At 45.0% G+C, this 23,119-nt stretch carries 20 protein-coding genes and 1 pseudogene; 9 read left to right on the forward strand and 12 right to left on the reverse strand.

The window, feature by feature from the left end; genetic code table 11:
- Positions 1-4: 4 nt before the first annotated feature.
- The 4 genes from trpCF to BIZ39_RS09030 are packed head-to-tail and all read right to left on the reverse strand — an operon-like array spanning position 5 to position 4,808.
- Positions 5-1,414, reverse strand: a complete 1,410-nt coding sequence (trpCF, locus tag BIZ39_RS09015; RefSeq protein ID WP_049586834.1) for a bifunctional indole-3-glycerol-phosphate synthase TrpC/phosphoribosylanthranilate isomerase TrpF — start codon at positions 1,412-1,414, stop codon at positions 5-7.
- Positions 1,407-2,438, reverse strand: coding sequence for an anthranilate phosphoribosyltransferase (trpD, locus tag BIZ39_RS09020; RefSeq protein WP_049586832.1), 1,032 nt, complete (start codon positions 2,436-2,438; stop codon positions 1,407-1,409). The genes trpCF and trpD overlap by 8 nt, the downstream gene beginning before the upstream one ends.
- Positions 2,431-3,063, reverse strand: a complete 633-nt coding sequence (locus tag BIZ39_RS09025) for an aminodeoxychorismate/anthranilate synthase component II (RefSeq protein WP_049586830.1) — start codon at positions 3,061-3,063, stop codon at positions 2,431-2,433. Before BIZ39_RS09025 ends, trpD begins: the two co-directional genes overlap by 8 nt.
- Positions 3,060-4,808 carry an anthranilate synthase component 1 gene (locus tag BIZ39_RS09030; RefSeq protein WP_187446822.1) on the reverse strand — a complete coding sequence of 583 codons (1,749 nt, stop codon included), beginning with the start codon at positions 4,806-4,808 and terminating at the stop codon, positions 3,060-3,062. Before BIZ39_RS09030 ends, BIZ39_RS09025 begins: the two co-directional genes overlap by 4 nt.
- Positions 4,809-5,086: 278 nt before the next feature.
- Between BIZ39_RS09030 and BIZ39_RS09035 the strand changes: the two genes are divergently transcribed.
- The 6 genes from BIZ39_RS09035 (at position 5,087) to dkgB (ending at position 10,428) form a co-directional block, all read left to right on the forward strand.
- Entirely contained in the window at positions 5,087-5,944 is an 858-nt protein-coding gene (locus BIZ39_RS09035) for a PHP domain-containing protein (protein WP_187446823.1), read from the forward strand.
- 226 nt (positions 5,945-6,170) lie between these two features.
- Positions 6,171-6,791: an L-threonylcarbamoyladenylate synthase gene (locus BIZ39_RS09040; protein ID WP_014948946.1), complete on the forward strand. Its 621-nt coding sequence runs from the start codon at positions 6,171-6,173 to the stop codon at positions 6,789-6,791.
- Positions 6,792-7,015: 224 nt separating this feature from the next.
- Complete coding sequence (locus BIZ39_RS09045) at positions 7,016-7,879, forward strand: segregation and condensation protein A (RefSeq protein ID WP_168533234.1); 864 nt, start codon at positions 7,016-7,018, stop codon at positions 7,877-7,879.
- Positions 7,866-8,459, forward strand: a complete 594-nt coding sequence (gene scpB / locus BIZ39_RS09050) for an SMC-Scp complex subunit ScpB (protein WP_014948948.1) — start codon at positions 7,866-7,868, stop codon at positions 8,457-8,459. The genes BIZ39_RS09045 and scpB overlap by 14 nt, the downstream gene beginning before the upstream one ends.
- A 40-nt stretch (positions 8,460-8,499) precedes the next feature.
- Positions 8,500-9,396 (forward strand): 23S rRNA pseudouridine(2605) synthase RluB, encoded by an 897-nt coding sequence (gene rluB / locus BIZ39_RS09055; RefSeq protein WP_014948949.1) that lies wholly within the window; start codon positions 8,500-8,502, stop codon positions 9,394-9,396.
- 228 nt (positions 9,397-9,624) lie between these two features.
- Positions 9,625-10,428, forward strand: coding sequence for a 2,5-didehydrogluconate reductase DkgB (gene dkgB, locus BIZ39_RS09060; RefSeq protein ID WP_039225720.1), 804 nt, complete (start codon positions 9,625-9,627; stop codon positions 10,426-10,428).
- A gap of 223 nt (positions 10,429-10,651) precedes the next feature.
- Here dkgB and BIZ39_RS09065 read toward each other — a convergent pair whose 3' ends face one another.
- Positions 10,652-11,215, reverse strand: coding sequence for a sugar O-acetyltransferase (locus tag BIZ39_RS09065; protein ID WP_187446824.1), 564 nt, complete (start codon positions 11,213-11,215; stop codon positions 10,652-10,654).
- Positions 11,216-11,255: 40 nt separating this feature from the next.
- The gene (locus tag BIZ39_RS09070) at positions 11,256-11,927 is read right to left on the reverse strand and encodes a hypothetical protein (protein ID WP_049586818.1); all 672 of its coding nucleotides are present in this window, start codon (positions 11,925-11,927) and stop codon (positions 11,256-11,258) included.
- 508 nt (positions 11,928-12,435) lie between these two features.
- On the opposite strand from BIZ39_RS09070, the pseudogene BIZ39_RS09075 reads away from it, so the two are divergent.
- A pseudogene (locus tag BIZ39_RS09075) lies at positions 12,436-12,929 on the forward strand (arsenate reductase family protein).
- Positions 12,930-12,941: 12 nt separating this feature from the next.
- On the forward strand, positions 12,942-14,228 hold the full coding sequence (locus tag BIZ39_RS09080) for a DUF445 domain-containing protein (protein ID WP_168533238.1): 1,287 nt from the start codon (positions 12,942-12,944) through the stop codon (positions 14,226-14,228).
- Between the two features lie 133 nt (positions 14,229-14,361).
- On the opposite strand, the gene tmpT is transcribed toward BIZ39_RS09080, so the two are convergent.
- The 6 genes from tmpT to BIZ39_RS09110 all read right to left on the reverse strand — a co-directional run bounded on the left by tmpT (position 14,362) and on the right by BIZ39_RS09110 (position 21,665).
- Complete coding sequence (gene tmpT / locus BIZ39_RS09085; protein ID WP_168533240.1) at positions 14,362-15,015, reverse strand: thiopurine S-methyltransferase; 654 nt, start codon at positions 15,013-15,015, stop codon at positions 14,362-14,364.
- Between the two features lie 104 nt (positions 15,016-15,119).
- Positions 15,120-15,476, reverse strand: a complete 357-nt coding sequence (locus BIZ39_RS09090) for an outer membrane protein assembly factor BamE (protein WP_012517879.1) — start codon at positions 15,474-15,476, stop codon at positions 15,120-15,122.
- A gap of 124 nt (positions 15,477-15,600) precedes the next feature.
- Positions 15,601-17,286, reverse strand: a complete 1,686-nt coding sequence (recN, locus tag BIZ39_RS09095; RefSeq protein ID WP_156078154.1) for a DNA repair protein RecN — start codon at positions 17,284-17,286, stop codon at positions 15,601-15,603.
- A gap of 301 nt (positions 17,287-17,587) precedes the next feature.
- Positions 17,588-18,097, reverse strand: coding sequence for a DNA starvation/stationary phase protection protein Dps (gene dps / locus BIZ39_RS09100; RefSeq protein ID WP_014976104.1), 510 nt, complete (start codon positions 18,095-18,097; stop codon positions 17,588-17,590).
- A 259-nt stretch (positions 18,098-18,356) separates the two neighbouring features.
- Entirely contained in the window at positions 18,357-19,232 is an 876-nt protein-coding gene (gene nadK, locus BIZ39_RS09105; RefSeq protein ID WP_014948959.1) for an NAD(+) kinase, read from the reverse strand.
- Positions 19,233-19,322: 90 nt separating this feature from the next.
- On the reverse strand, positions 19,323-21,665 hold the full coding sequence (locus tag BIZ39_RS09110) for a fatty acid cis/trans isomerase (RefSeq protein ID WP_187446835.1): 2,343 nt from the start codon (positions 21,663-21,665) through the stop codon (positions 19,323-19,325).
- A 210-nt stretch (positions 21,666-21,875) separates the two neighbouring features.
- Between BIZ39_RS09110 and BIZ39_RS09115 the strand changes: the two genes are divergently transcribed.
- Positions 21,876-23,063 carry an iron-containing alcohol dehydrogenase gene (locus tag BIZ39_RS09115; RefSeq protein WP_262385744.1) on the forward strand — a complete coding sequence of 396 codons (1,188 nt, stop codon included), beginning with the start codon at positions 21,876-21,878 and terminating at the stop codon, positions 23,061-23,063.
- Positions 23,064-23,119: the final 56 nt, after the last annotated feature.

Below are 23,119 nucleotides of genomic sequence, written 5' to 3' on the forward strand. Positions count from 1 at the left end.
TAAATTAGTAACGGCGGCAAATGGCAAAGAGCGCATCGAGTTTTTCTTCGCTTTTCACGCCGGGTGCGGTTTCTACGCCTGAATTCACATCAATAGCACCACAGCCGGTTGCAATAGCTTCTGCAACATTCTGGGCGTTTATACCGCCAGCAAGCACTAACTTATGCTTCGCTTCGATATCGTTTAATAGCTGCCAATTGAACGCTTCGCCTGTACCGCCTTTGGCATCACCCACTTGGCAATCCAGAAGAACACGGCTTACAAGGCTATTATTTAAGTGTCTGTCCACCGCGTCTGGTAGTGCGCCAGAAGAGGTTGCTTTAACACCTTCGACTTTCCAAATTTCACAACCTTCTGGAAGCTTGGTAGCAAGCGCTGAAATGTAGGTGTCATCTTCGCTGCCGTGAAGCTGCACGGCAAAAAGGTTGAGCAAGGCGGCGAGTGATGCCACTTCATCAATGTCGTGATTAACGAACACACCAACAAAAGCACCGTCGATGCTCTGCGTTATAGTCAAAGCCTGTGCTTCGCTCACATAGCGTGGCGATTTTTCAGCGAAGATAAGCCCGCCAAAGCTAGCGCCTTTATCAAACGCCATTTGCGCTTGTTCGGGGTTGGTAAGCCCGCACACTTTAACTGCGCCATTCACTAACGTTTTCACAGCGCGCGGTAGGTCAGCCTCTGCCATTAACGCACTGCCCACCAAAAAGCCTTGGGATACAGGCGCTAAACGAAGCACGTCTTGATGTGTGTATATGCCCGACTCTGAAATAACCACGTAGTCGTGCGTGGCTTTTTCAAGCATGGGCACAAGGCGTTCGGTTGTGGCTAAATCGGTAGAAAGGTCGCGTAAGTTGCGATTATTGATACCAATGATGTTCGCTTCAAGGGCAATAGCGCGCTCCATTTCTTCTTCATTACTTACTTCGGTAAGAATGTCTAATGACAGGCCATTGGCAACGCTTGCCAACTCGCGATATTCGTCATCATTTAGCACACTAAGCATTAATAGCACTGCGTCGGCATTATAGTGACGGGCTAGATACACTTGATAGGTATCAACGAAGAAATCTTTGTTAAGCACAGGCTGAGCAATACGCTCAGTAACATAAGCTAAGTACTCAAATTTACCTTGGAAGTACTTCTCGTCTGTCAGCACAGAAATACCGGCAGCATAAGGGGTGTAAGCCGCTAAGATCTCGTCTAAATCGAAATGCTCTCGAATAAGGCCTTTTGAAGGCGATGCTTTTTTGCATTCGAAGATAAAGCCTGCGTTTGGCTCACTAAGTGCGGCAAATAAACTCTTTTCGGAAGGAACTAGATTCGCCTTGAAGCTTTCTAGCGGCAGTGCTTCTTTGCGTGCGGCCACTTCTTCTCGTTTGTCTGCAACAATTTTCTCAAGCACATTAGCCATTCGTGCTTACCTCCTGAGTAATTTTGGCAACCTTCGTTAATGACTGCATGGGTAACCCTTCGGCCATAGCGTTCATCGCCATTTCAGCCCCTTCTTTGAAGGTTGAGGCTTTGCCGGTTACTTTCAACAGTGCCCCGCAGTTCATGGCGATAGCGGCACGGTGCGCCTCTTTACCTTCGCCGTTTAGCGCTGCTTCAACAAATTGTCTGTTTTCTTCAGGTTCACCGCCCTCAATCGCAGAAAGAGGATAATGAGGTAAACCGAAGTCTTCGGCGGTAACGGTAAGCTTGCGAATATCGCCATGCTCAAGGTCGTAAATCATTGATTCGCCGTGAAGCGCTAGTTCATCCAAGCCATCGCCATGCACTATCATTGCGCGGTGTTGGCCAAGCAGCATAAGGGTTTTTGCGTAAGGTTCAAGCAGTTCAGGCGAGTATACGCCGAAAACGCCATGAGTTGGACCCGCCGGGTTTGCCAGCGGCCCCAGTATATTAAATAAGGTTCTGGTCTTCATCGCAGCGCGCACGGGGGCTGCGTGGCGCATACCGGCGTGATAAACCGGTGCAAAAAGAAATGTGAAATTTGCTTCATCTAAACACTTGCGGGATGTTTCTGGGCTAATTTCTAAATTAAGACCAAACTGGCGAAACAAATCAGCAGAGCCAGACTTACTCGATACACTGCGATTACCGTGTTTCGCCACCTTCACGCCACAAGATGCGGCAACTACACCGGCTGCACTGGAAATATTAATGGTGTTGTGGCCATCTCCGCCTGTACCAACGATATCTGCAAACTCATAAGACGGTGTGGGAAAGGGCAGTGCATTGGCAACCATGGCACTCGCCGCACCCGCAATTTCGCTGGGAGATTCTTTTTTCATTTTCAGCGCAGTCAGCACTGAAGCAATCATCACCTCGCTTTGCTCACCGTGCATGATGCTGTTAAACAAGCTGTATGCCTCGGTTTGCGACAGTGATTCTCGCAACATAATTTGTTCTAGTAGAGGGCCTGCGTTAAGCATGGTTCGCTCCCTGTAACGTTAAATAGTCAATACTTTGCTTTAACAGTAAACTGCCGTGGGCTGTTAAAATAGATTCTGGGTGAAATTGGAAACCCAACATGCGATCTTCACTGTTGTAAACTGCCATTACGGCCTCACTGCCGTCATCGTTTATTGTAGATGCGCAAACAGTAAGGTTTTCAGGCAATGAATGTGCCACTAAAGAGTGGTAGCGTGCTACATGTAAGGGCTGCTGTAAGCCTTTGAACATAGCATCTTCAGAATGAGTAATGGCAGAAGATTTGCCGTGCATAACTTGGCTGGCGCGACCTACGGTGCCGCCGTAATGCTCAACAATAGCTTGATGGCCTAAACAAATACCAATTACGGGGAACACGCCGTGTACTTTTTTAAGTAGCTCAGGCATACAGCCAGCTTCACTTGGTGCACCTGGGCCTGGCGACAGCATAAGAAGCACTGGGCCTTTCGTTGCTTGTTCCTGCATTCTTTCAAACAGAGCATTTGCTGAAACCGTGTTGCGATAGACTATAATGTCTAGGTTTAAGGTGCGCAGTTCGTCCACAAGGTTGTAGGTAAATGAGTCTACATTGTCGAGCAAAAATAGGGTGGTCACTTGCTGATTCACGCGTTGCCTCCTTCATTTAATGCAACGTTGATACTTTCAGCTTCTTCTTGTAGCGCTGCTTTTACTGCACCAATTACCGCTTGTGCCTTAGCGCGGGTTTCATCAGCTTCAGCTTGTGGAACCGAGTCATATACTACACCTGCACCCGCTTGAATATAAGCCGTGCCGTTTTTCACAAACGCTGAGCGAATGACTATACAAGTGTCCATGTCGCCTTGACCGTTCAAATAGCCAACCGCGCCGCCATAACTGCCGCGGCGTTTTTTCTCTACTTCACGAATTAACGTTGCTGCACTTACTTTCGGTGCGCCAACTAGAGTGCCCATATTCATGCAGGCTTGATAAGCGTGCAGTGGATCTAAGTCGTCACGTAGCTGGCCAACCACGCGCGATACCAAGTGCATCACGTGAGAGTAACGGTCAACCTTTAGCAAGTCTTTCACACAGCGCGTGCCTGGGCGACTCACCTTTGCCACATCGTTTCGAGCAAGGTCAACCAGCATAATGTGCTCAGACTTTTCTTTGGTGTCTTCGCGAAGGTTAAGCTCAATACGGCTGTCTAAATCTCTGTCGATACTGCCATCAGGGCGCTTGCCACGTGGACGGGTACCGGCAATCGGGTAGATCTCTACCTGATTACTTTCTCTTTCGTATTTAAGCGCTGATTCAGGAGAGGCGCCAAATATGCTGAAAGCGGCATCTTGCATGTAAAACATGTAAGGGCTTGGGTTTGATTCTTTAAGTTTAGCGTAAGCAAGTAGCGGCGACGGACAGGGGAGAGAGAATGTGCGCGAGGGCACAACCTGAAAAATGTCGCCGGCTAAAATGTGCTGTTTTAAGTCCAGCACATGGTTGCAGAACTGTTCATCGCTTAAATCAACACTAACTTCAACGCTTGGGTCAAAAGAAGAAAGTGACTGTCCGTTTTCGGTTTCGTTTGAGTTTTCTGAGTCGGAAACGAGTGACTGTCCGCTTTGAGCTTCGCTTTGTGCTTCACTTTCTACATCAGCAATCTTTGCTGTATTTGCACCTACTAGCACTGGCTCAGCGGGCATATCGTGTAGCTGCTGATGAATTGCTTCTAAGCGCTGAGCAATGGCAAAGTATTGCTGGGCAACGTCTTGTCCGCTAAAAACACTGCCAATTAAATGAGTTTCGCGGGTTTGGTGGTCAACGGTAATTAAAGTTTCTGCCAGGTAAAACACAAAGTCTGGACAGTCATTTTCACCTTCTGCAACATCGGGTAATTTTTCAAAGCCTGCTAGCATGTCGTAGGCAAATACACCGCCTAAGAAAACCGCGTGGGGATGTTGGCGGATTGGCGTTATCTTATTGATAACAATGCGAAGCGCGTCCATTACGCTTGCGGCCTTTAAGCGACTGTCCTCGTCAAGTTCACCGTCGGCTTCATCACACACCAGCGTAATTGAAGTGTCTGTCCTTTCTTTGACGTGTAGGCCGTCAGGGGCGTGGTCAACAAATAAAGGTAACACTGAAGCGCCGTTGCCTGTCAGTGCTTTCACTTCAACTCGATTGCCCCGGCATTCCATGCGCAGTGCTGCGTCAACCATTAACAAGCTTTGTAAATCGTCTTTAGAATCAATTTCTGCCGACTCTAAAAGCAATGCGTTATTTTTATTGCCACAAAGGTGGGCAAACGCGGCAAGTGGATCATCGACATAGTGTCCCACCTGCTCAATTGTCTCTACCTTACCTGGAGAAATCCCCAGTTCCGCTAAACTCATTTTTGCTACTCTCCAACTGCAAAAAGACAAAAAAAAGGCCCGTATAAACGGGCCTTTATGTGTATTCATTCACGCACTACAGTGCACACCGCCCGTTAAGTTAGGGAGTGCCACCACCAAGCTGCAACTGTCATTGCTGTTGAAATATTGTATGAATGCATGAATTACTCGTTGTTTTTCCAAACTTCAATAGGATTTGAAGCGGTTAGTACGTATACTTTGTGTGTATAGAAGAAAACAAATTTCCGTTTGTGTCAACCTAAAATTTGCATAAGACATTGAAAATAGATCTACACAGTCATACAAAATTCTCTGATGGCCATCTAACGCCAGAAGAATTAATCCTTCGCGCGCACACCATGCAGGTGGATGCGCTTGCCGTTACCGACCACGATACCGTAGCCGGTTTGGAAGAAGCACATGCCACTCAATCGAAGCAAAAACGTGCTTTAACCATTATTGATGGTGTTGAAATTTCCACCACTTGGCACAGTTTCGATATCCATATAGTTGGATTAAATGTGGACAGACACTGCCCAACGTTTCTTGAGCGGCTGCAAGGCCAGTCTCAAACCCGAGAAGCCCGAGCTGAAAAAATTGCTGATAAGCTCGAAAAGTGTGGGTTTGAAGGTGTTCTAACGCGAGCAAAAGCGCTAGCGGGCGTTGGCCAGGTGACACGGGCGCACTTTGCGCGCGTATTAGTAAACAACTACGGTGTGCCAAGTATGGACGCCGCGTTTAAGAAGTATCTTGGCAAAGGCAAACGAGCTGCAGTTAAAGCAGAGTGGCCAAGTATCGAAACGGCTATCGAGTGGATACACGATGCAGGTGGACAAGCAGTACTGGCTCATCCTGCTCATTATGATATGACAGCGAAGTGGCTACGGCGTTTGGTGGCCTTGTTCGAACAAGCCGGTGGCGATGCCATTGAAACTGCGTTTCCAGGTATCAATAAAACCAAACAAGAGCTTATTAATGAGCTTGCACAAACCCATCAGTTACTAGCATCGGCGGGCTCTGATTTTCACTTTCCGTCTCGTTGGACTGAGCTGGGTAAGAACCTCGGCATTAGCAGTAAGCTCACACCCGTATGGCATAATTGGAAACAATTTGAAGGGCTGACGGCTGAAAGCTAAGAAAATCTAATTTGCTAAGCTCTCGGTATAAATGGGCAAGGTAAGGCAAATGGTTCACGTACGGTTGATGAGCGCTATAGCTAATTAAAATGCCGAGAGTTGGTTGGTAAAAAGCTTAAAAGCGAGTTTTACCCACGAGCTTAACCAGCAAGCTTTACGAGTGGACAGACACTTGCCTCGTTGGCAAAGTAGTATCGTTCTGCGCGTTTAAGAAAAGGAAGTAATTATGAGTCAATTTTTCTATGTGCACCCCGACAACCCGCAAAAGCGCCTTATTAGTCAGGCTTGTGAGTTAATTCGAGAGGGGGCAGTGGTGGTGTATCCGACAGACTCAGGCTACGCCATAGGTTGCCAAATGGAAGACAAAAAGGCGCTTGAGCAGTTGTGTCGTATTCGTCAAATCGATAAAGATCACAACTTTACCTTAATGTGTCGAGACATGTCTGAGCTATCAATTTACGCAAAGGTAGACAACACGGCGTTCAGGCAAATTAAGAACAACACACCAGGGCGTTACACCTTCGTGTTGAAAGCGACTCGCGAAGTACCAAAGCGTTTGCAAAATCCTAAACGTAAAACCATAGGTATTCGCGTGCCCGACAACGCCATTGCACTTGCATTATTAGAAGAGTTGGGCGAGCCGTTGATGTCTACGTCTTTGATTTTGCCAGGTAACACCATGGCCGAGTCAGACCCAGATGTCATTCGCGACAACTTAGAAAAGCAAGTAGGGCTTATTATTCATGGTGGTTACATTGGTGAGCAGCCCACTACAGTGGTTGATTTGTCGGAAGACACGCCGGTAATTGTGCGACATGGCACGGGCGATCCGTCTCCCTTCGAGTAACTTTCGTTTTACTGTTTTTTTGAACAGGTTGTTGTAAATAGCCTATTTTAACTAGCTTCTTTTGCTTGTTGTGAGTGAAAGTTACAGTAGGAAACCGTAAACTATGTTGCGAGGGCCTGTAGTGCTTCGATGTACAGCGAAGCGCTGCAAATTCTCGCGTGAACGCGTAAATAATAATATCAATAATCGCCGCTTTGTTAGCGCGTAAAAACGGTTGTGGAACTGTGTCAGAGCTTGTTGAAGACAATAATAACGATAATGAGGCCTCTGTTGAGAAGGGGCTTTCGACACCTGTTCAGCAGCCGTTGCCACTTGCGTTTATTAATGGCGAAGCGCTAATTGAAAAGCCTGAAGATCTCTTCATTCCCCCCGATGCCCTAGAGGTCATATTAGAAACCTTCGAAGGGCCGCTCGACTTACTACTTTATCTGATTAGAAAACAAAAGTTTGATATCACCACACTGCCCATCGCTGATGTTACCAAGCAGTATATGGAGTATGTAGATGCCATGATGTCGCTAAAATTAGAGCTGGCAGCAGAGTACTTGCTGATGGCAGCCATATTGGCAGAAATTAAGTCCAGGCTTCTACTACCTAAACGCAGTGACGATTCCGACGAAGAAGAAGATCCTCGAGCAGAGCTTATTCGCCGATTAAAAGAATACGAGCTAGTAAAGCAAGCGGCAGAAGATTTAGATATTCAGCCTAGACTTGAACGGGATATTTTCACCACTCACGTTGAACTAAGTGAGAATGTGGCGCCAATTCGCATTGAGCCCGATGTGTCTTTAGCTGAAATTGTATTGGCGTTCAGTGCGGCCATGAAGCGCGCTGAAGCGTTTGAACACCATACTATTGCACGGGAAGCACTGAGCACGCGAGAGCGCATGTCGCTCATCTTGTCGTTACTCACAACAACTGAATATACGCCACTTGAACGCCTATTTACGGTTGAAGAAGGTAAAGCTGGGGTAGTGGTTTGCTTCTTAGCAATTTTAGAATTAGTAAAAGAACAGCTAATTTTATGCATTCAGGCAGGTCCTTATGCAAAAATTCATGTAAAATTAGGTGCCCATGAAGAAAATTAACACGGCGCAGCTTAAACAATTGGTAGAGGCAGCAATATTTGTTGCTGATAAGCCTATTTCAAAGCAGCATTTAAAAGAAACGGTACTCAATGAATTTACCGTCGCTGATAGAACCTTGAGTAAGGTGATTAACGAACTAAAGTTAGACTATCAGCCAAGAGGCATTCAATTGGTGGAAGTAGCAAGTGGCTATCGCTTTCAGTCGTTAGATGCGTTAAGCCCGTGGTTAAGCAAATTGTGGCAGGAAAATGCGCCAAAGTATTCTAGAGCAATGCTCGAAACCTTGGCACTCATTGCCTATCGTCAACCTATAACCCGCGGAGAAATAGAGCAGGTCAGGGGCGTGGCGGTAAGCAGTAATATTATAAAGACACTCACAGAACGAGACTGGGTAAAGGTAGTAGGTCACAAAGAAGTACCTGGGCGACCAGCGCTTTACGCAACTACCAAAGGCTTCTTAGACTATTTTTCGATGACGTCGTTGAGCGATTTGCCCAATGCTGATGCTTTCGAAAACATGGCTGAAAGCGTTGCGTCAGACTCGCCGCTTAAGGTGTTAAATGAGGCACCGTCTGAATAGACCGTGCGACCGTAAACAAGCAATTAAAGAGTGAAAACCCATGACTGAAAAGTTGCAAAAAGTACTGGCTAACCAAGGGCTAGGCTCGCGACGAGAAATGGAACGTTGGATTGAAGAAGGCCGAGTATCGGTCGATGGCACCAAAGCAACATTAGGAGATAGAGTCGACCACACCGCACAAATCCGTGTTGATGGTCATTTGCTATCTCGTCAAACAGAACAGCCAATTTGCCGTGTGTTGATGTACAACAAACCCGAAGGTGAATTGTGTAGCCGTCACGACCCTGAAGGTCGCGATACGGTATTTGACCGCCTTCCCGCCATTCGATTAGGGCGCTGGATCACCGTTGGTCGTCTAGACATGAACACCAGTGGCCTGCTGTTATTCACCAACGATGGTGAACTAGCCAACCGCCTGATGCACCCGAAATGTGAAGTAGAACGCGAATACGCAGTACGTGTATTCGGTGAGGTAACAGGCAAAACACTACATACCCTTCAAAAAGGTGTAGAGCTGGAAGACGGCGAAGCAAAGTTCCTGACAATTTCAGGTGCGCCTACGCCGCAGCATGCTGAAGATGAAAGCATGAACCGTTGGTACAACGTAACGTTGAAAGAAGGGCGTAACCGCGAAGTGCGTCGTCTTTGGGAGTCGCAGGGCGTGCAAGTTAGCCGCTTGATCCGCGTTAAATATGGCCCAATTGAACTGCAGAAGCGTCTACCGCAAGGTGCGTGGGTAGAACTAGGATTAGAAGACGTGAACGCGCTTCGTAGCCATGTTCAACTGCCGGATGAAACACAAACTATGGTTAATGTACGCCAGGGCAAACTTGACCACGCGCGTTTAAGTCGCATGCGTCGCTCGGTTAAAAAGCATAAAGTGCGTAAGCAACAAGGCTTAAATAAACGAGCTGGGCGCCCCGCCAAACGTAAGTAATAGTTAATTTATTCTTGACGTGTAAGTGATTACTCAAAGCCGCAAGCGTTCGCTAGCGGCTTTTTTATTTCGGTGACGTGCATTCTTCAACTTAATCACTAAGTTTGTCTCCCATTTAATTCTGATTTCAGTCACGATGATTACGATCTTCTTTCTAAGCGATGGCGTAGCAAAGTGTGAAGCTGCTACGTCAAGTAGGGTAAGACCAAAACGGAAAAGGAGAGAGTAATGAAAGATATGCCTCAGTTAGGAATGGGAACGTTTCGGTTGAAAGGTGACGAGGCCCGTGAGTCAGTCAGTAAAGCGCTAGAGGTTGGTTTCAGACACATTGATACCGCACAATTTTATGACAACGAAGCACAAGTTGGTGATGCCATAAAAACCAGCGGCCTTGATAGAAGCGAACTGTTTGTCACCACCAAGGTGTGGCACGAGTCATTGGGCGATGCTCATTTTATTCCAAGTGTTCACGAAAGCTTAGAAAAGCTGAAGCTAGAATATGTTGATTTGCTTCTTATCCATTGGCCATATCCTGGTAATGATATTTCACTCGAAAGTTACTTAGGCAATCTTGCGAAGGCGAAAGAGCAAGGGCTTACTCGTCATATTGGGGTGTCTAATTTCACTATTGATTTGTTAGATAAGGCCGAAAAGGTTCTTGGTAAAGGCGAGATTTACACCAACCAAATTGAAATCCATCCTTTCATGCAAAATAAGAAAGTTGTTGAAGCGTGTAAGGAAAAAGGCATAAAAGCGACTGCATATATGCCATTTGCGGTAGGAAAAGTAATGAAGGACGAAACGTTATTGCGAATAGCGCAAAACCACGATGCGACGCCTGCGCAAGTTGTTCTGGCGTGGATGGAGAAACGTCACATTTACGCAATCCCTTCATCAACCAGTAAAGTACACTTGGCAGAGAATTTAGCTTACGGTGGTGTACATTTAACTGATTCAGAGCTCGCGCTTATTGATGATCTTGATAACGGCGACCGAATTGTAAACCCAGATTTTGCTCCAGACTGGGATTAACGATTTATAGAGCGCGTTTGTCTTTAGACTACTAACGGGATAGCGTTTAATTTTACCTAGCTCTGTATACTGGGCTAAAATCAGGGGCCGCCTTTGAGGTACTAATGGCGGCCCCTGAAGAGTCTTTGAATTACCGGTTCAGATTAAATCGATAGATGTGACTTGGTATGGACTCGTGTAAAGGTGTTTTTTAAGGCATGTGATACCGAAAACATCACATGCTCTATTCGGCTTGCTCTATTTCTTTGATGACTTTGGCAGGGTTACCACCTATGACCACATTGTCGCCAAAAGACTTAGTTACCACCGCGCCAGAGGCCACAACCACATTGTCTCCCAACGTTACGCCAGGGTTTATGACCGCCATACCACCAATCCAGCAATTATCGCCAATAGTAATGGGCTTGGCGAACTCGATGCCGGTTGCCCTTTGTACCGGATCTAATGGGTGCGTAGCGGTGTAGAAACCGACTTGAGGCGCAATCATGCAGTTATCACCTATCGTGACCTTCGCTGCATCTAAAATCACACAATTGAAGTTAGCGAAAAAATTTTCGCCTACGTGAATATTTTCGCCGTAATCACATTTGAATGAAGACTCAATGTAAAGCCTTTTTCCAGTACTACCAAACAGCTCTTTTAGTAGTCTTGTACGCTTTTTGTGGTCACTTTGACAAGTTGTGTTGAGCTCGTCTAATTGCATACGGCATTGCTTGCGCAATGCCGATAATGTTTTGTCTGACGGAAAGTATAAATCGCCAGCAAGCATCTTTTCTTGTTCAGTCATGCATTTCCAGAATGTTAGCTTAAATGATTAAGCTGATAAGTTACTGCGCACCACTGTAGCTTACAATGACTTTTTGCTTAAGTTCGTCGCTTTCAATATCTAAGTTAACTGGACGGTGCAAAACAATGTTGCCGTCCACAGTAACCGATGCACTAATCGATAGGGTAGGTTTGTTGTCTGATTTCTTACCCCAAGCGCTTTCACTTTCCTTATATACGATATCGCCTAAAACGTGAGAAGAGCCAGACAAAGTAATATCGCCGTTGAGTGTTTTGATGTGTTTTTCAATGGTTGTATCAACTGCTGTTATGTCTCCATTCACTGTTTCAACGCTACCGCCAATTGTACTTTGCGTAGGAAGCGTAACATTTCCATTCACGGTCTCTACACCCTTAAGCACATTGAGGTGTGAAGCTGCACTTACATCGCCATTTACAATATCGATATTTCGGACAGACACATGGCTACCCATTTCAAGATTTCCGTTAACGATGCTGACTTCATCCGCGCCACCATGATCGCTAATTTCCACATTGCCATTAACAGAAGAAATATCGCCAGCGTGCTTCCCTTCAGCTATGTCAATATTGCCTAGAATAGAACTGAAATCGCTGCCTTCTAATGCACTAGCGTCGCCAACATGGATAACGCAGCCAGTAAGCAAAGAGGCTGAAAGCAACATAGCTGCACTAGCAATAATAGACTTTTTCATATTCTTATATCCTTGATTATTTTATAAATACTTAATAACACGCTTTAACGGTATTAATATCAAACACAAATTTTATTGTGTATTTATAAAATACATTTCACGTATCATGCCACTCTTAAAAAGTATTTTAAATCAGAAGGTTAGTTTAATATGCCAAAGGGGGGAGGCTGCCTTAATAGTGTAATGGCTAATTTTATAGTTTCATCTGCTATCGGATGGCGAATTTGACCATTCTGCACCACATGGCTCTAAGCTCAGAAGGGAGCTCAGAAGGGGACAGACACTCGCTTGAAGAAATTATTTAAAGAAATGGACAGACACTCAATGTGAATACATCTTTTTGGTTACAAGCTGCTTTTTTGAGTGTGTGTCCAAGAAGTACAGGTAGCTATTTGAGTGTGTGTCCAACGAGTACAGGCAAGGTTTTAGCCTTTGCGAGTGTCTGTCCTCGAATTTTAATAGTATGTTGGTATATGTGGTTTTTACTTTTTAGTGAGGTTAGGTGGCGATGATAAAGATTTATCACAACCCAGAGTGCGGCACGTCTAGGAACGTACTGGCGATGATCAAGGCCGCTGGGTATGAGGTGCAAGTTATTGAGTATTTACGTGTTGGGTGGGAACGTGAACAACTAACTTATTTATTGAATGCAGCTAACCTTAACCCCGACAAGCGCTTCGCACAACAAAGTCGCATGCTGCCGAATTTGAGTTACTTGATGAAACAGTGACTAAAGAAATCATCTTTGAATTGATGCTGGAGCATCCCACCTTGGTGAATAGGCCTATTGTTTGCATCCCCAAAGGTGAATACGAAAAAGCAGTTTCTTTACCTCTTGGGAGGGTTGAAGGTAATTCCTATTCTAATAACGCGAAAGAAACAGTGAAATTATGCCGGCCAAGTGAAGCTGTACTGGATATTTTGCCTGTATGGCCACAAGGCCCTTTTGCTAAAGAAGACGGCACACCACTTATAGACCAAGATGGTAAACGAGTAATTTAAACGGAGTAGTTTATGCAGGACAAGTACACGCAATTGAATAAGGCTAAAAGGCTTGCATTGGCCTGTTTGATTTTTGCCGCAAGTGTATTTGTTTTAACGGTTATACTTCCCAAGTTTTATCCAAACTTGCAAGGAGTATGGTGGTTGGGGCTTGTTAAGATGGCCAGTGAGGCGGCGCTCATCGGTGGTCTAGCTGACTGGTTTGCAGTGACGGCATTATTTAAGCCAATTCCAGCGAAGTACCCCATTCCGCACACCAATATCGTGGCTAGTAACAAGTCTGTTATTGCTAATAACCTGTCATTGTTCGTTAAGGAAAAGTTCTTTCATCCTGAAGCAATAGAGAAGCTAATTCGGGACAGCGACCCTGCAAAGGGCGCGGGAAGGTGGTTGTCACAAGATAGAAACGCTACCCGTTTAAGTCGCTTTCTATGCGATGCTTTTGCAGGCGTTCTTCGCGTGCTCGATGACAAACCTGTGAAAGCGTTTATCGCTAAAACCGCACAGAAGGGCATTAACCAACTTGATTTTAGGCAATTGATGGCAACCTCGTTAAGCACCGTTACGAAAGAGCGCCAGCATCAGGTAGTGCTTGATAGGGTGTTAGGGAAATTGGCCTCACTGCTTGCAGAGCCAGAAACCCAAATCTACATAGCAGATACGTTAGTAGTCTGGCTAAAAACCGAATACAGTCGTATTGAAAAGCTATTGCCGTCTAGTTGGCTAAGCGAGCAGGGGGCACTCATTGCTGTTAAAGCGGTTTCAAGTATTTTGGAAGATGTATACGAAGATGAGCATCACCCCATTCGCCATGCATTTGATGAGCAAGTACACGAATTCCTCTACGAACTACAGCACAGCCCGTTAATGGAGAAAAAGGTAAACAGCTATCGGGAAAAAATCATCAATGACCCAGCGTTAAACGTGTATGTTCAGCAATCATGGGCCAAGTTTCATCAATGGCTTTTAACGTCTCTTGAACAGCAAAATGGTAAAGCAGAAACAAAGGTGTCGAGCCTTTTAAACGATTTGGGTACCACGTTAACGCAAGACAGTGAGCTAGCAAAAGCGTTCAATAAGCACATTGGAGAAGCGGCTAAATATATGGCGCCTGAGTTGGCTGAATTTCTAACCCGTCACATTCGCGACACCATTAATAGTTGGGATGAGCGTGAAATGGCTGAGCAGGTAGAGTTGAATATTGGCCGCGATCTTCAAAAAGTTCGCATAAACGGCACGATCGTAGGCGGGTTGATAGGTGCAATATTGTTTGGCATAGAGGCCCTGCTTGGCCTCTAGTCATTTATTTAAGCAAGTCGCATTAGCTGGTGTGGGTATGAATAGCTTAAGTGTCGCTGTTAATCAGCGCTAAAACGCAAACTTTAAAGCAACCATTTCAACGCTTTGTATTGGCAACAAATTTTAAAAAAGTCTACTTCGCCGTTAAAGCAAATACCAAATTATCAGCGTCTACTTTGCCTTTCAAACCGCCTTCAAGCACCGAGCGCTCTAACCTTTGAATGTTGTAGTCCGCTGAATAAAGAGCGTCGACGGTTTTTTCGTTTACGCTAAAGGGAGGGCCGGCCATTTCATTCTGGTCATACCCGAAAGAAATGATTAGCTGGGGGGCGCATTGAGTAATGGCCATTAAATGCGCAGCATATTGCTCGCGAAGCGGGCTAGGCAGCGCGACTAAAGCGGCTCTATCGTAAATGCCCGTAACGTCACCTAAGTCGCTTGATGTAAGTTTAAAGATATCACCTACGTAAATGGTTAAACCGTCTTTAGCGTAAATTTTACCGTTGGAAGTAGTGGTAACGGTAGGATCTACACCTAGCTCTTCAAACAGCTGTATAATAGCCACTTCGCTTAGCTCAGCACCAACCACTTCACAACCTTGAGCCAGTAACCAACCAATATCACGGGTCTTTCCACATAGTGGTACAAAAATGCGCTTTAAAGATGTGCTAGGACTATCGTCGCCAAACAGAAAAGACGCATACTTTATTAAAAGTGCATTCCCTTCAGGTTCGTGAAATCCAATCTCGTTCTTTTGCCATTTACTGTGCCAAAAACTATGTTCCATATAAACCTCAAGTAGGTAAGCGATATATCTCTAAAAAACAGGCGTTTTTATGAAGGGTATTAGAAACAAAAAAGGTAGCGAGAAACGCTACCTTTTAAACAAAATTAGTTATCAAGCGGTGTATTGAAGTCTTCAGATAACTCGAAGTCACCTTCAACCGTTGTCACTTTGTTGTCTACAAAGTTAATCACCATTTGCTTTTGAAAATCTTCACCACGCTTTTTCATACCGCGCTTCATATCGTAAACGTAGTACCAAGTGTCATCGTCGAATGAGTCTTGAACAACAGGGTTACCTAGTACATAAATAACTTGTTCTTTTGTCATTCCAACGCGCAGCTTTTCCACATCTCTTTGATCAAGGAAGTTTCCTTGAGGAACGTCGATTCGATAAATCCAGTTCGAGCAAGCGGTTGATGTTAGTGTGATACCAAGAATTACTAATAGGTGTTGCAACTTCATGCGTTAATTTGTCCAGTATTGCCTTTGTTAGTGTCAATGAACTTCGCTAAAGCGAATTTCGAGACTGTTTTATTGCAAGCGCGAAGGCATGCTACATTGACAACTATGACCAATCAACTGCATTTTAGTTCGATGCTGCGCTTTTAAGCAGTTCTTTTGCATTCGCTAGCGCCGATTTGGTTACTTTATCACCGGCTAATAGTCTTGCAAGCTCATCGATCCTGTCTTGCTTCGTCAACGCCAACATCTGGGTTTCAGTACTTTCCCCGTCGGTAAGCTTGGTAACAAACAATTGATTATGTGCCTGTGCCGCTACTTGAGGTAGATGGGTAACACACATTACTTGCGATTGTTTACCTAATTTACGTAAAAGCCCGCCAACGATTGATGCTGTTGGGCCGCTAATGCCCGTATCGACTTCATCGAAAATCATAGTAGGGGTAGCGTGATGGCCGCTCGCGATAACCTGAATAGCCAGTCCTATACGAGAAAGTTCACCACCTGATACGACTTTTTCTAATTTGTCTGCATCTTGACCAGGGTTGGTAGACACTTTAAATTCTACGGTATCTAGACCTGTGCTCACCGGCTTCTTAAGTTCGTCGTATTGAATCTGAATATCCACTTTTGCGTGGGGCATATTCATTTGGCGAATTTGCACTTCAATATCTTCGCTTAGCTTACCAGCAGCACGTTGCCTGCTCTCAGAAAGCGCTTTGGTCGCGGTTAAATACGTTGCACGTGCTTCTTCTACTTCGCCTTCAAGAGTACCTAACAGTGTTTCCTGTTCCGATAAAGCATTGAATTCGGCGGCTAGCTCTTGGTGATGCTGATAAAGTCCTTCTGGCATCACAGTATGTTTACGGGCAAGTTCCATCGCCTTCGCATAGCGCGCCTCAACTTGCTGTAAGCGAAGTGGATCGATCTCTAAGTGATCGCAGTAGCTACGTAGCTCTCCTGCCGCTTCTTCTACTTGAATTGCTGCATCATTAAGCATTGCAATGATTGGCGTTAAACTAGCGTCGTGCGTCTCTAATTCGCCTAAACGTTCAATACTGCTTTGTATAACTGACAGTGCGTTGCCTTCATCGCTTTCATATAAATTGTATACGCTAGTCTGTGCTTGCTCTAAAAGACTTTGCCCGTTACTCAGGCGTTTGTGCTCTATTTCTAACTCTTCAAATTCACCCTCTTCAATGGCGAATTCATCAAGTTCTTGAACCTGATAAGTTAACAGCTGAATTCTGTCTTCGCGCTGCTGGGCTTGTTCTTGAAGCGCCTTTAACGTGCGCTGCTTATCACGCCAAAGAGAGTAGGTTTCTCTAACTTGCACTAATATGTCGTTGTGCTTAGCGTAACCATCAACTAATTCCCTTTGATGGTCTTCTTTCAGCAACTGTAGGTGAGTATTTTGACCGTGAATGGCCAACAAAAACTGGCCTAAGCCTTTTAACTGCTGAAGTGAGGCGGGAATACCGTTGATAAAAGCTTTTGAACGGCCTTCCTTTGAAATAACTCTGCGAATAAAGCAGCTATTCTCATCTTCATCTGAGGTGAGCTCATGTTCATCGAGGAAGGCTTTAGCTAATACATTGCCGTTTAAAGAAAAGTGAGCAATGATCTCCGCTTTTGCGCTACCTTTTCGCACCGCATTTGCGTCGGCGCGCTCGCCTAAGCACAAGCTTAAGGCATCAATAGCAATTGATTTACCTGCACCGGTTTCACCGGTTATAGCAGTCAACCCGTTTTCCAGTTGAACTGATAATTGTTTTACAACAGCAAAATTAGAAATAGAAAGATGCGCTAACATAACCACACTCGAAAAAAGTTGAACATGATGATATATACAGTAACTGATAATATATACAGTATTTGTGTTGTGTAAAGTTAAGTCGCAAAATATTTATTTAAAAACAACCGGCGTCGATAATAATATTCGTAAAATCAATTGTATAGGTTCGATCTTTTAAGGGTGGGTTATGAATAACCGATAATTCGGATTCGCCGCGAAGGGAAAACTTAAAAAGGAGAGCCGAAGCTCTCCTTAACATTACAACTTTAATCTATTGCAGATAGTTCGGATTACAATCTGCAAACACAGTGAACGTATTCTATTGCTGTAGCTCACCGCTGCCAGACTCAATGTGCGCGCGCACAAACCACTGGAACTGTTCTAAATCTGCAAGTTGGCCGGTAATCATATCTTCCGATACTGGGTCAATTTCACCTAAAAGCTCTAACGCTTTTCTATGGTCACCATTTACACCGTCATATACGGCATCCAGCGCCTTAAGGTGGTCAAGTACTAAACCTTTACCCAATTCATAATCGTTCCAGCTGCGACCTTCAACAATGGCTTTTGGTGTACCTTTCGGTACGCCACCTAACGTGGCAATTCGCTCTGCAATTGTGTCGGTCATTTCGCGTACCGCATCTACCTGCGGGTCCAACATTTCATGCACACCGATAAAATTTGGTCCTACTACATTCCAATGAATGTGCTTCAACGTTAACTGTAAATCTAATAGTGCAACCAATCGCTGATCCAATACCTTGATTGTTTTGGCAGCTGCATCGTTATCCATTCCAGGGGCTGTAAATTTGATATTGGTGTTACTCATGATATCTCCTATTGAATGCAAATAAGTCAGCGGGATGCGAAACATCATTTAGGCCAAATAACAAAGGCCTTGTGCTGACGACTTGAAGTAATAGGTGCAACAGGTATGCCGAAGTCTTATATTTCTATAAGTCTTGGTTTTCGTTAAGGAAATTAGAGAAGATTAAAAAATCTTTATTTTTCAAGCCTGTAGCAATCAAGAAAATGCTACAGGCTTATGTAATAAATGCACATGGAATCGACTAAATGGAGCAGGGAGGTTAGTAAAGCTTACTACCCCAACCTAACTTTTTACGAAGTACATTGAAGTAGCTGTAGCCCTTAGGGTGAACAAGATGAAGCTTGTCTACGCTTTTGTTTATTCGAATTTCATCACCAGGTAGCACCGGCAGAACAATATGGCTATCGCAACTCACTTGTAGCGAGTCACTATTAACCTTTGATACTTTCATCGATACCTGACTGTCAGCATCAACAACGATTGGACGGCTGCTCAGTGTGTGAGGAAACATGGGGACCAACGTAAGTGCATCTAGCTTAGGCATAATAATCGGTCCGCCCGCTGATAAAGAGTAAGCCGTTGAACCTGTAGGTGTGGCTACTATTAATCCGTCGCTGCGCTGACTGAATACAAATTGCTCATCGATGTAAATTTCAAATTCCATCATATGGGCAACTTTTCCGTGGTGAAGCACCACTTCGTTTACAGCAGAGTTGTTACTTTTAAGCTTTTCGTGTCGATAAACTTCTACTTCTAGTAAGAAGCGCTCTTCTACTACGCATTCACCGTTAAAGATAAGGTCAAGTTGTTGAACAATATCATCGGGGTGGATATCAGTTAAAAAGCCGAGATTTCCGCGGTTTACACCGACAACGTGAATGTCAAAGCGAGCGAGCACACGTGCTGCACCAAGCATGCTGCCGTCACCGCCTACCACAACGGCAAGGTCAGCCTCTTTGCCAATAGTGACAAGGTTACAGCTTTTGAAGTTTTCGGTTTCAAGTTCTTCAGCAATACTTTCCTCAACCAATAATTTACAGCCTTTTGCCAATAAATATTCGGCTAGAATGTTGAGGCTGTCGTGGGTTGCAGCGTGCTGAGGTTTTCCAATTAAAGCAACGGTTTGATAGGGCATGGAATGCTAATGTCCTTTCATTTCCAATGGTTGGACATTAGCACAGGTTTTTTGCAAAAGAAAAGCGTAAAACGGCACACAGCGCAAGGTTTAGCGATCTTCTAACCGATTATAGTCGAGAAGACCGCCTTCAATAGGATAGCGCTCGCTAGACCATTGCATTAATTTATCACTAAACGCCCAAAAATTAGGGTTGGTTCGGCGCATGCCAATATCGTCGAGCAGGGCTTTGTAATCGGCTTCGCTTTTAATGGATTTAAGCTTCTCAATCGAAGACGTTATCTCTGAGGCATTGATATACCAGAATGCGTCAGGGTAACTGCCCAACAAACCATGAACTAGCGTGATTGAATCTTTAGAAGGCTCCCGGTTTTCCTCTTCTTCAAATAGGCTATTTACATTGTAATGCGCGCTATTTCTAAGGGCAGTGAATACATCAATGTTGTCTGGGTTTTTGTCGTCTTGAATCACAATCATGGTAGTTTCAGGCATCAACGTCGCTTGTTGAGCAGGAAGCGAATCTAAGCGCTCTAATGCTTCGAACTGTTCAGCTGATAGCAAACGTTTATTGTAGGTTGAGGCATTCGGTTGAACTTTAGCCAAGTATTGCGATAACAATTGATAAAGTTCTTGTTGAGGATTATCTGTTTCGAACGCTATGCCAGAAGGTTGTTCGAAACTGTTGATATCACCTTCCAAATAATCGGTAAGTTCAGGGCTTGCGTTTTGATACCAATCGTCAAGAAGTTCATGGCGGGTAGTTGGAGGAAGTAGATTAAGGAAGTTCGATTCACCTTCCATGCGCAAGAAATCCATGTACAAACGGGTCAATAACTGATGGCCATAATTGCCGTAAACATCAAAGCCAGCCACAAGCAAATAGTGAATGCGCTCTAACAAGGCATAGTCAATCACCCATGCTGTTTTAGTGGGCTGGCCAACCATCCCTTTAACAACTGTGGCATTATCGAAATGACGAAATACGGTTAAGCTCGCATTAGTATTATCGCCGTCGCCATCCCATATACTCGACACACTCAAATGCTCTTCATTTTTGAATTCATTGTTCAAAAAGGTGGTTCTTGCACGCATATATTCGCCTTGGCGCTTTGCGTATTTAACCCAGTTTACCGCAAGGGCTGAGCTATCTTTTTCAGCGGGAAGGTGGAGGTTTTCTTTTTGAGAAGCGTAAAAAGCATTTACTTTTTCAGATGCTGCAATGTCTGGGTCGACAAAGAACACCCAGAATCGATCGTTAATGACGTTAAGCGCGACTTGTCCTCTGCACACGGGACCTTTGATATAACCCATAATGGTGTTTTGCGCGCGCTCAAGCATAAATCGATAACGACTTTCTACTGGCAATAAGGTAAAGGCCGTTAATGGGTTGGCCGCCACTTGGGGTTTGTATGATGGTAATGTTTCTACAGAAAATTCTGCGTCGACAAACCACGATTGCCATTTATCCATCAGTGTTTTATTAATGGCGTACGCTTGATGTGTTTTACTCACAATAGTTGAATGCACTGGCTGTAGACGATAGTAAACGCGCTCGACCTCCGGATCGTCGAAGGGTCTGCGAGTAGCAATAATATCTAACGCTTGTCCGGGTGGTGTACGCGAGCGCACTAGATTAAAAAACTGAGGCGTTTTACCTTTTTCTGAAATATCTTCGAAATAGAGGTGAGACGTAAACAAGTGTTCGTAAATATAGCGTGCGGAAAGCTGCATCTTGTTGCTATCCCCATTAAGCCATACTTCCAAATCAGTTATGTTCTCATTCAGTTCTTGTGAGAGCGCTTTGGGTAAAGGTAACGGCGCACCATGGTTTAACCACTGAATGAGTGTAGAGTGCTCTGCATCCGACAGGGCTGGCAGTGCGTAGGGCATGCCTCCCAGGGGCTGGCCTGCTATGTACCCGCCCATTTCATCTATTGTTGGGCATTGGTTTTGTCGATTTAAGCTTATATCGAAATTATCACCTAAATGAGCGGTGTTGGGCAAAGGGTGCTGTTTTTTTAGCAAAAGCATTTGCGCTAGCACCGAAGATTGGGTCGGCGAAGCGTTAGGTTTTTCTTTCGATTCGAGCACGTCGAAAAAGCCACGCTCTCGCCATGCGTCTACGTTGTGGGCGTCGAGAAACATTCTATTGGGTTGGGCAGCGGTGAGTCGTGTCCCTTCATAGACTTTTTCTTTGTTAGCACCTCTGGCTATACCCTCTGGAGATGACATCTTTAGTTGGCATGGCGCATCGTAACAGGCGTGGCAGACAACACAGCGCTGCGTTAGTACTGGGTTTACTTGTGTGTCAAAGAAATTGTCGGGCAAATTCTCCATGGCGGGCATGACGTTGTTTGATGAAAGTAAAGGAGCGTCAGGTTTCGGCCATTGCCATATCGCTATAGCGATAATTGCTATAAGCAACGAAATCATACCGAGTTTCTTCATAATCGTAGTCCACAGAAAAGTTCTAATCAGTTTATCACTCATTTCACGTACGGTGATGTTAATAATTAACCATTAACTCTTGGCAATGGAAACAACCACGCATTTGTATGTATTTGGAGGAAAGCTGGAGAGGTAGTGGGGCGGTAACATTATTTTTACATTGTCATTGCTTTGGGCGTTGTACTAGGTATGCTGATGAAAAGAATTCGCAGCGAGGGAAACATGTCTCATCAAATTATTCTGCCAAGAGTGATGCACATAGGGAAAGGGGCGAGTCAGCGGGTTGCTGAAACGCTAAAAGGACTCAACTGCCATAAACCTTTACTGGTTACCGATAAGGTAATGGTTGAGTTGGGATATAGTGCTGCCATAGTACAGGTGCTGGAAGAGGCAGGAATAAGCGCCGATGTATTTTCAGATACGGTGCCAGAGCCCACGGTGAGGTCTATTTATCGCGGTGTGGATGCGTTCAAAACCCACGCTTATGACAGCATCATTGCTTTAGGTGGTGGAAGCCCCATCGATAGCGCAAAAGCCATCGCTATTTTGGGTAAGTACGGCGGCGAAATGCGAGACTACAAATTCCCGCGGGTTGTAGATGAAGCGGGACTGCCGATCATTGCTATTCCCACAACAGCGGGAACGGGCTCAGAAGCAACGCGATTTACCATTATCACCGACGAAGATACCACAGAAAAAATGTTGTGTGTTGGTTTAGGGTTTATGCCAACGGCAGCCTTGGTCGATTATTCATTAACGCAAAGTTTGCCTGCCCGCGTGACAGCCGATACAGGCATTGATGCGCTTACTCACGCTATTGAAGCGTTTGTTAGCCGCAAAGCCAATCTTTACAGTGATGCACAGGCGTTATCAGCCATGGCGTTAATTGCGCCTAATCTACGCACTGTATTTGCAGACCCAACAAATGAAACGGCGAGAGAATCAATGATGCTGGGCTCAACCCTCGCAGGTATTGCCTTTTCAAACGCCTCAGTGGCCCTTGTTCACGGAATGAGCCGGCCTATCGGTGCAGCGTTCCATGTGCCTCACGGATTGTCGAATGCCATGTTGTTGCCCGCGGTTACCGCCTTTTCTATTCCAAGTGCATCAGTGCGTTATGCACAATGTGCTCGCGCCATGGGTGTTGCTACGCAAAGTGACTCTGATGAGGTGGCGAATCAAAAGCTTATCAACGAACTAAAAGCGCTCAATGCAGATTTGCAGGTGCCTACGCCTGCCGATTTCGGTATTGATAAAGAGGCATTTTTTGCAGCGACGTCAACAATGGCAGAACAAGCTTTGGCATCAGGTTCTCCCGGTAATAATCCACGTGTACCTACCATTGAAGAAATGGTTGCCATTTATGTATCTCTTTGGGAATAACGTTTTTGCGAAAACATTAAACGAAAAAAGACTGCTTATTGCAGTCTTTTTTATGT

The organism is Alteromonas sp. BZK5, from assembly GCF_014349115.1.
GTDB classification, from domain to species: Bacteria; Pseudomonadota; Gammaproteobacteria; order Enterobacterales; family Alteromonadaceae; genus Alteromonas; species Alteromonas macleodii.

Excerpts from the sequence above, each read along its gene's own strand:
- scpB (WP_014948948.1), top strand. The coding sequence starts at position 7,866 with ATGAAGAAAATTAACACGGCGCAGCTTAAACAATTGGTAGAGGCAGCA.
- BIZ39_RS09115 (WP_262385744.1), top strand. The coding sequence starts at position 21,876 with ATGAAAAGAATTCGCAGCGAGGGAAACATGTCTCATCAAATTATTCTG.
- recN (WP_156078154.1), bottom strand. The coding sequence starts at position 17,286 with ATGTTAGCGCATCTTTCTATTTCTAATTTTGCTGTTGTAAAACAATTA.
- rluB (WP_014948949.1), top strand. The coding sequence starts at position 8,500 with ATGACTGAAAAGTTGCAAAAAGTACTGGCTAACCAAGGGCTAGGCTCG.
- BIZ39_RS09090 (WP_012517879.1), bottom strand. The coding sequence starts at position 15,476 with ATGAAGTTGCAACACCTATTAGTAATTCTTGGTATCACACTAACATCA.
- BIZ39_RS09030 (WP_187446822.1), bottom strand. The coding sequence starts at position 4,808 with ATGAGTTTAGCGGAACTGGGGATTTCTCCAGGTAAGGTAGAGACAATT.
- dps (WP_014976104.1), bottom strand. The coding sequence starts at position 18,097 with ATGAGTAACACCAATATCAAATTTACAGCCCCTGGAATGGATAACGAT.
- trpD (WP_049586832.1), bottom strand. The coding sequence starts at position 2,438 with ATGCTTAACGCAGGCCCTCTACTAGAACAAATTATGTTGCGAGAATCA.
- trpCF (WP_049586834.1), bottom strand. The coding sequence starts at position 1,414 with ATGGCTAATGTGCTTGAGAAAATTGTTGCAGACAAACGAGAAGAAGTG.
- BIZ39_RS09110 (WP_187446835.1), bottom strand. The coding sequence starts at position 21,665 with ATGATTTCGTTGCTTATAGCAATTATCGCTATAGCGATATGGCAATGG.
- BIZ39_RS09080 (WP_168533238.1), top strand. The coding sequence starts at position 12,942 with ATGCAGGACAAGTACACGCAATTGAATAAGGCTAAAAGGCTTGCATTG.
- BIZ39_RS09065 (WP_187446824.1), bottom strand. The coding sequence starts at position 11,215 with ATGACTGAACAAGAAAAGATGCTTGCTGGCGATTTATACTTTCCGTCA.
- nadK (WP_014948959.1), bottom strand. The coding sequence starts at position 19,232 with ATGCCCTATCAAACCGTTGCTTTAATTGGAAAACCTCAGCACGCTGCA.
- BIZ39_RS09040 (WP_014948946.1), top strand. The coding sequence starts at position 6,171 with ATGAGTCAATTTTTCTATGTGCACCCCGACAACCCGCAAAAGCGCCTT.
- tmpT (WP_168533240.1), bottom strand. The coding sequence starts at position 15,015 with ATGGAACATAGTTTTTGGCACAGTAAATGGCAAAAGAACGAGATTGGA.
- BIZ39_RS09070 (WP_049586818.1), bottom strand. The coding sequence starts at position 11,927 with ATGAAAAAGTCTATTATTGCTAGTGCAGCTATGTTGCTTTCAGCCTCT.
- dkgB (WP_039225720.1), top strand. The coding sequence starts at position 9,625 with ATGAAAGATATGCCTCAGTTAGGAATGGGAACGTTTCGGTTGAAAGGT.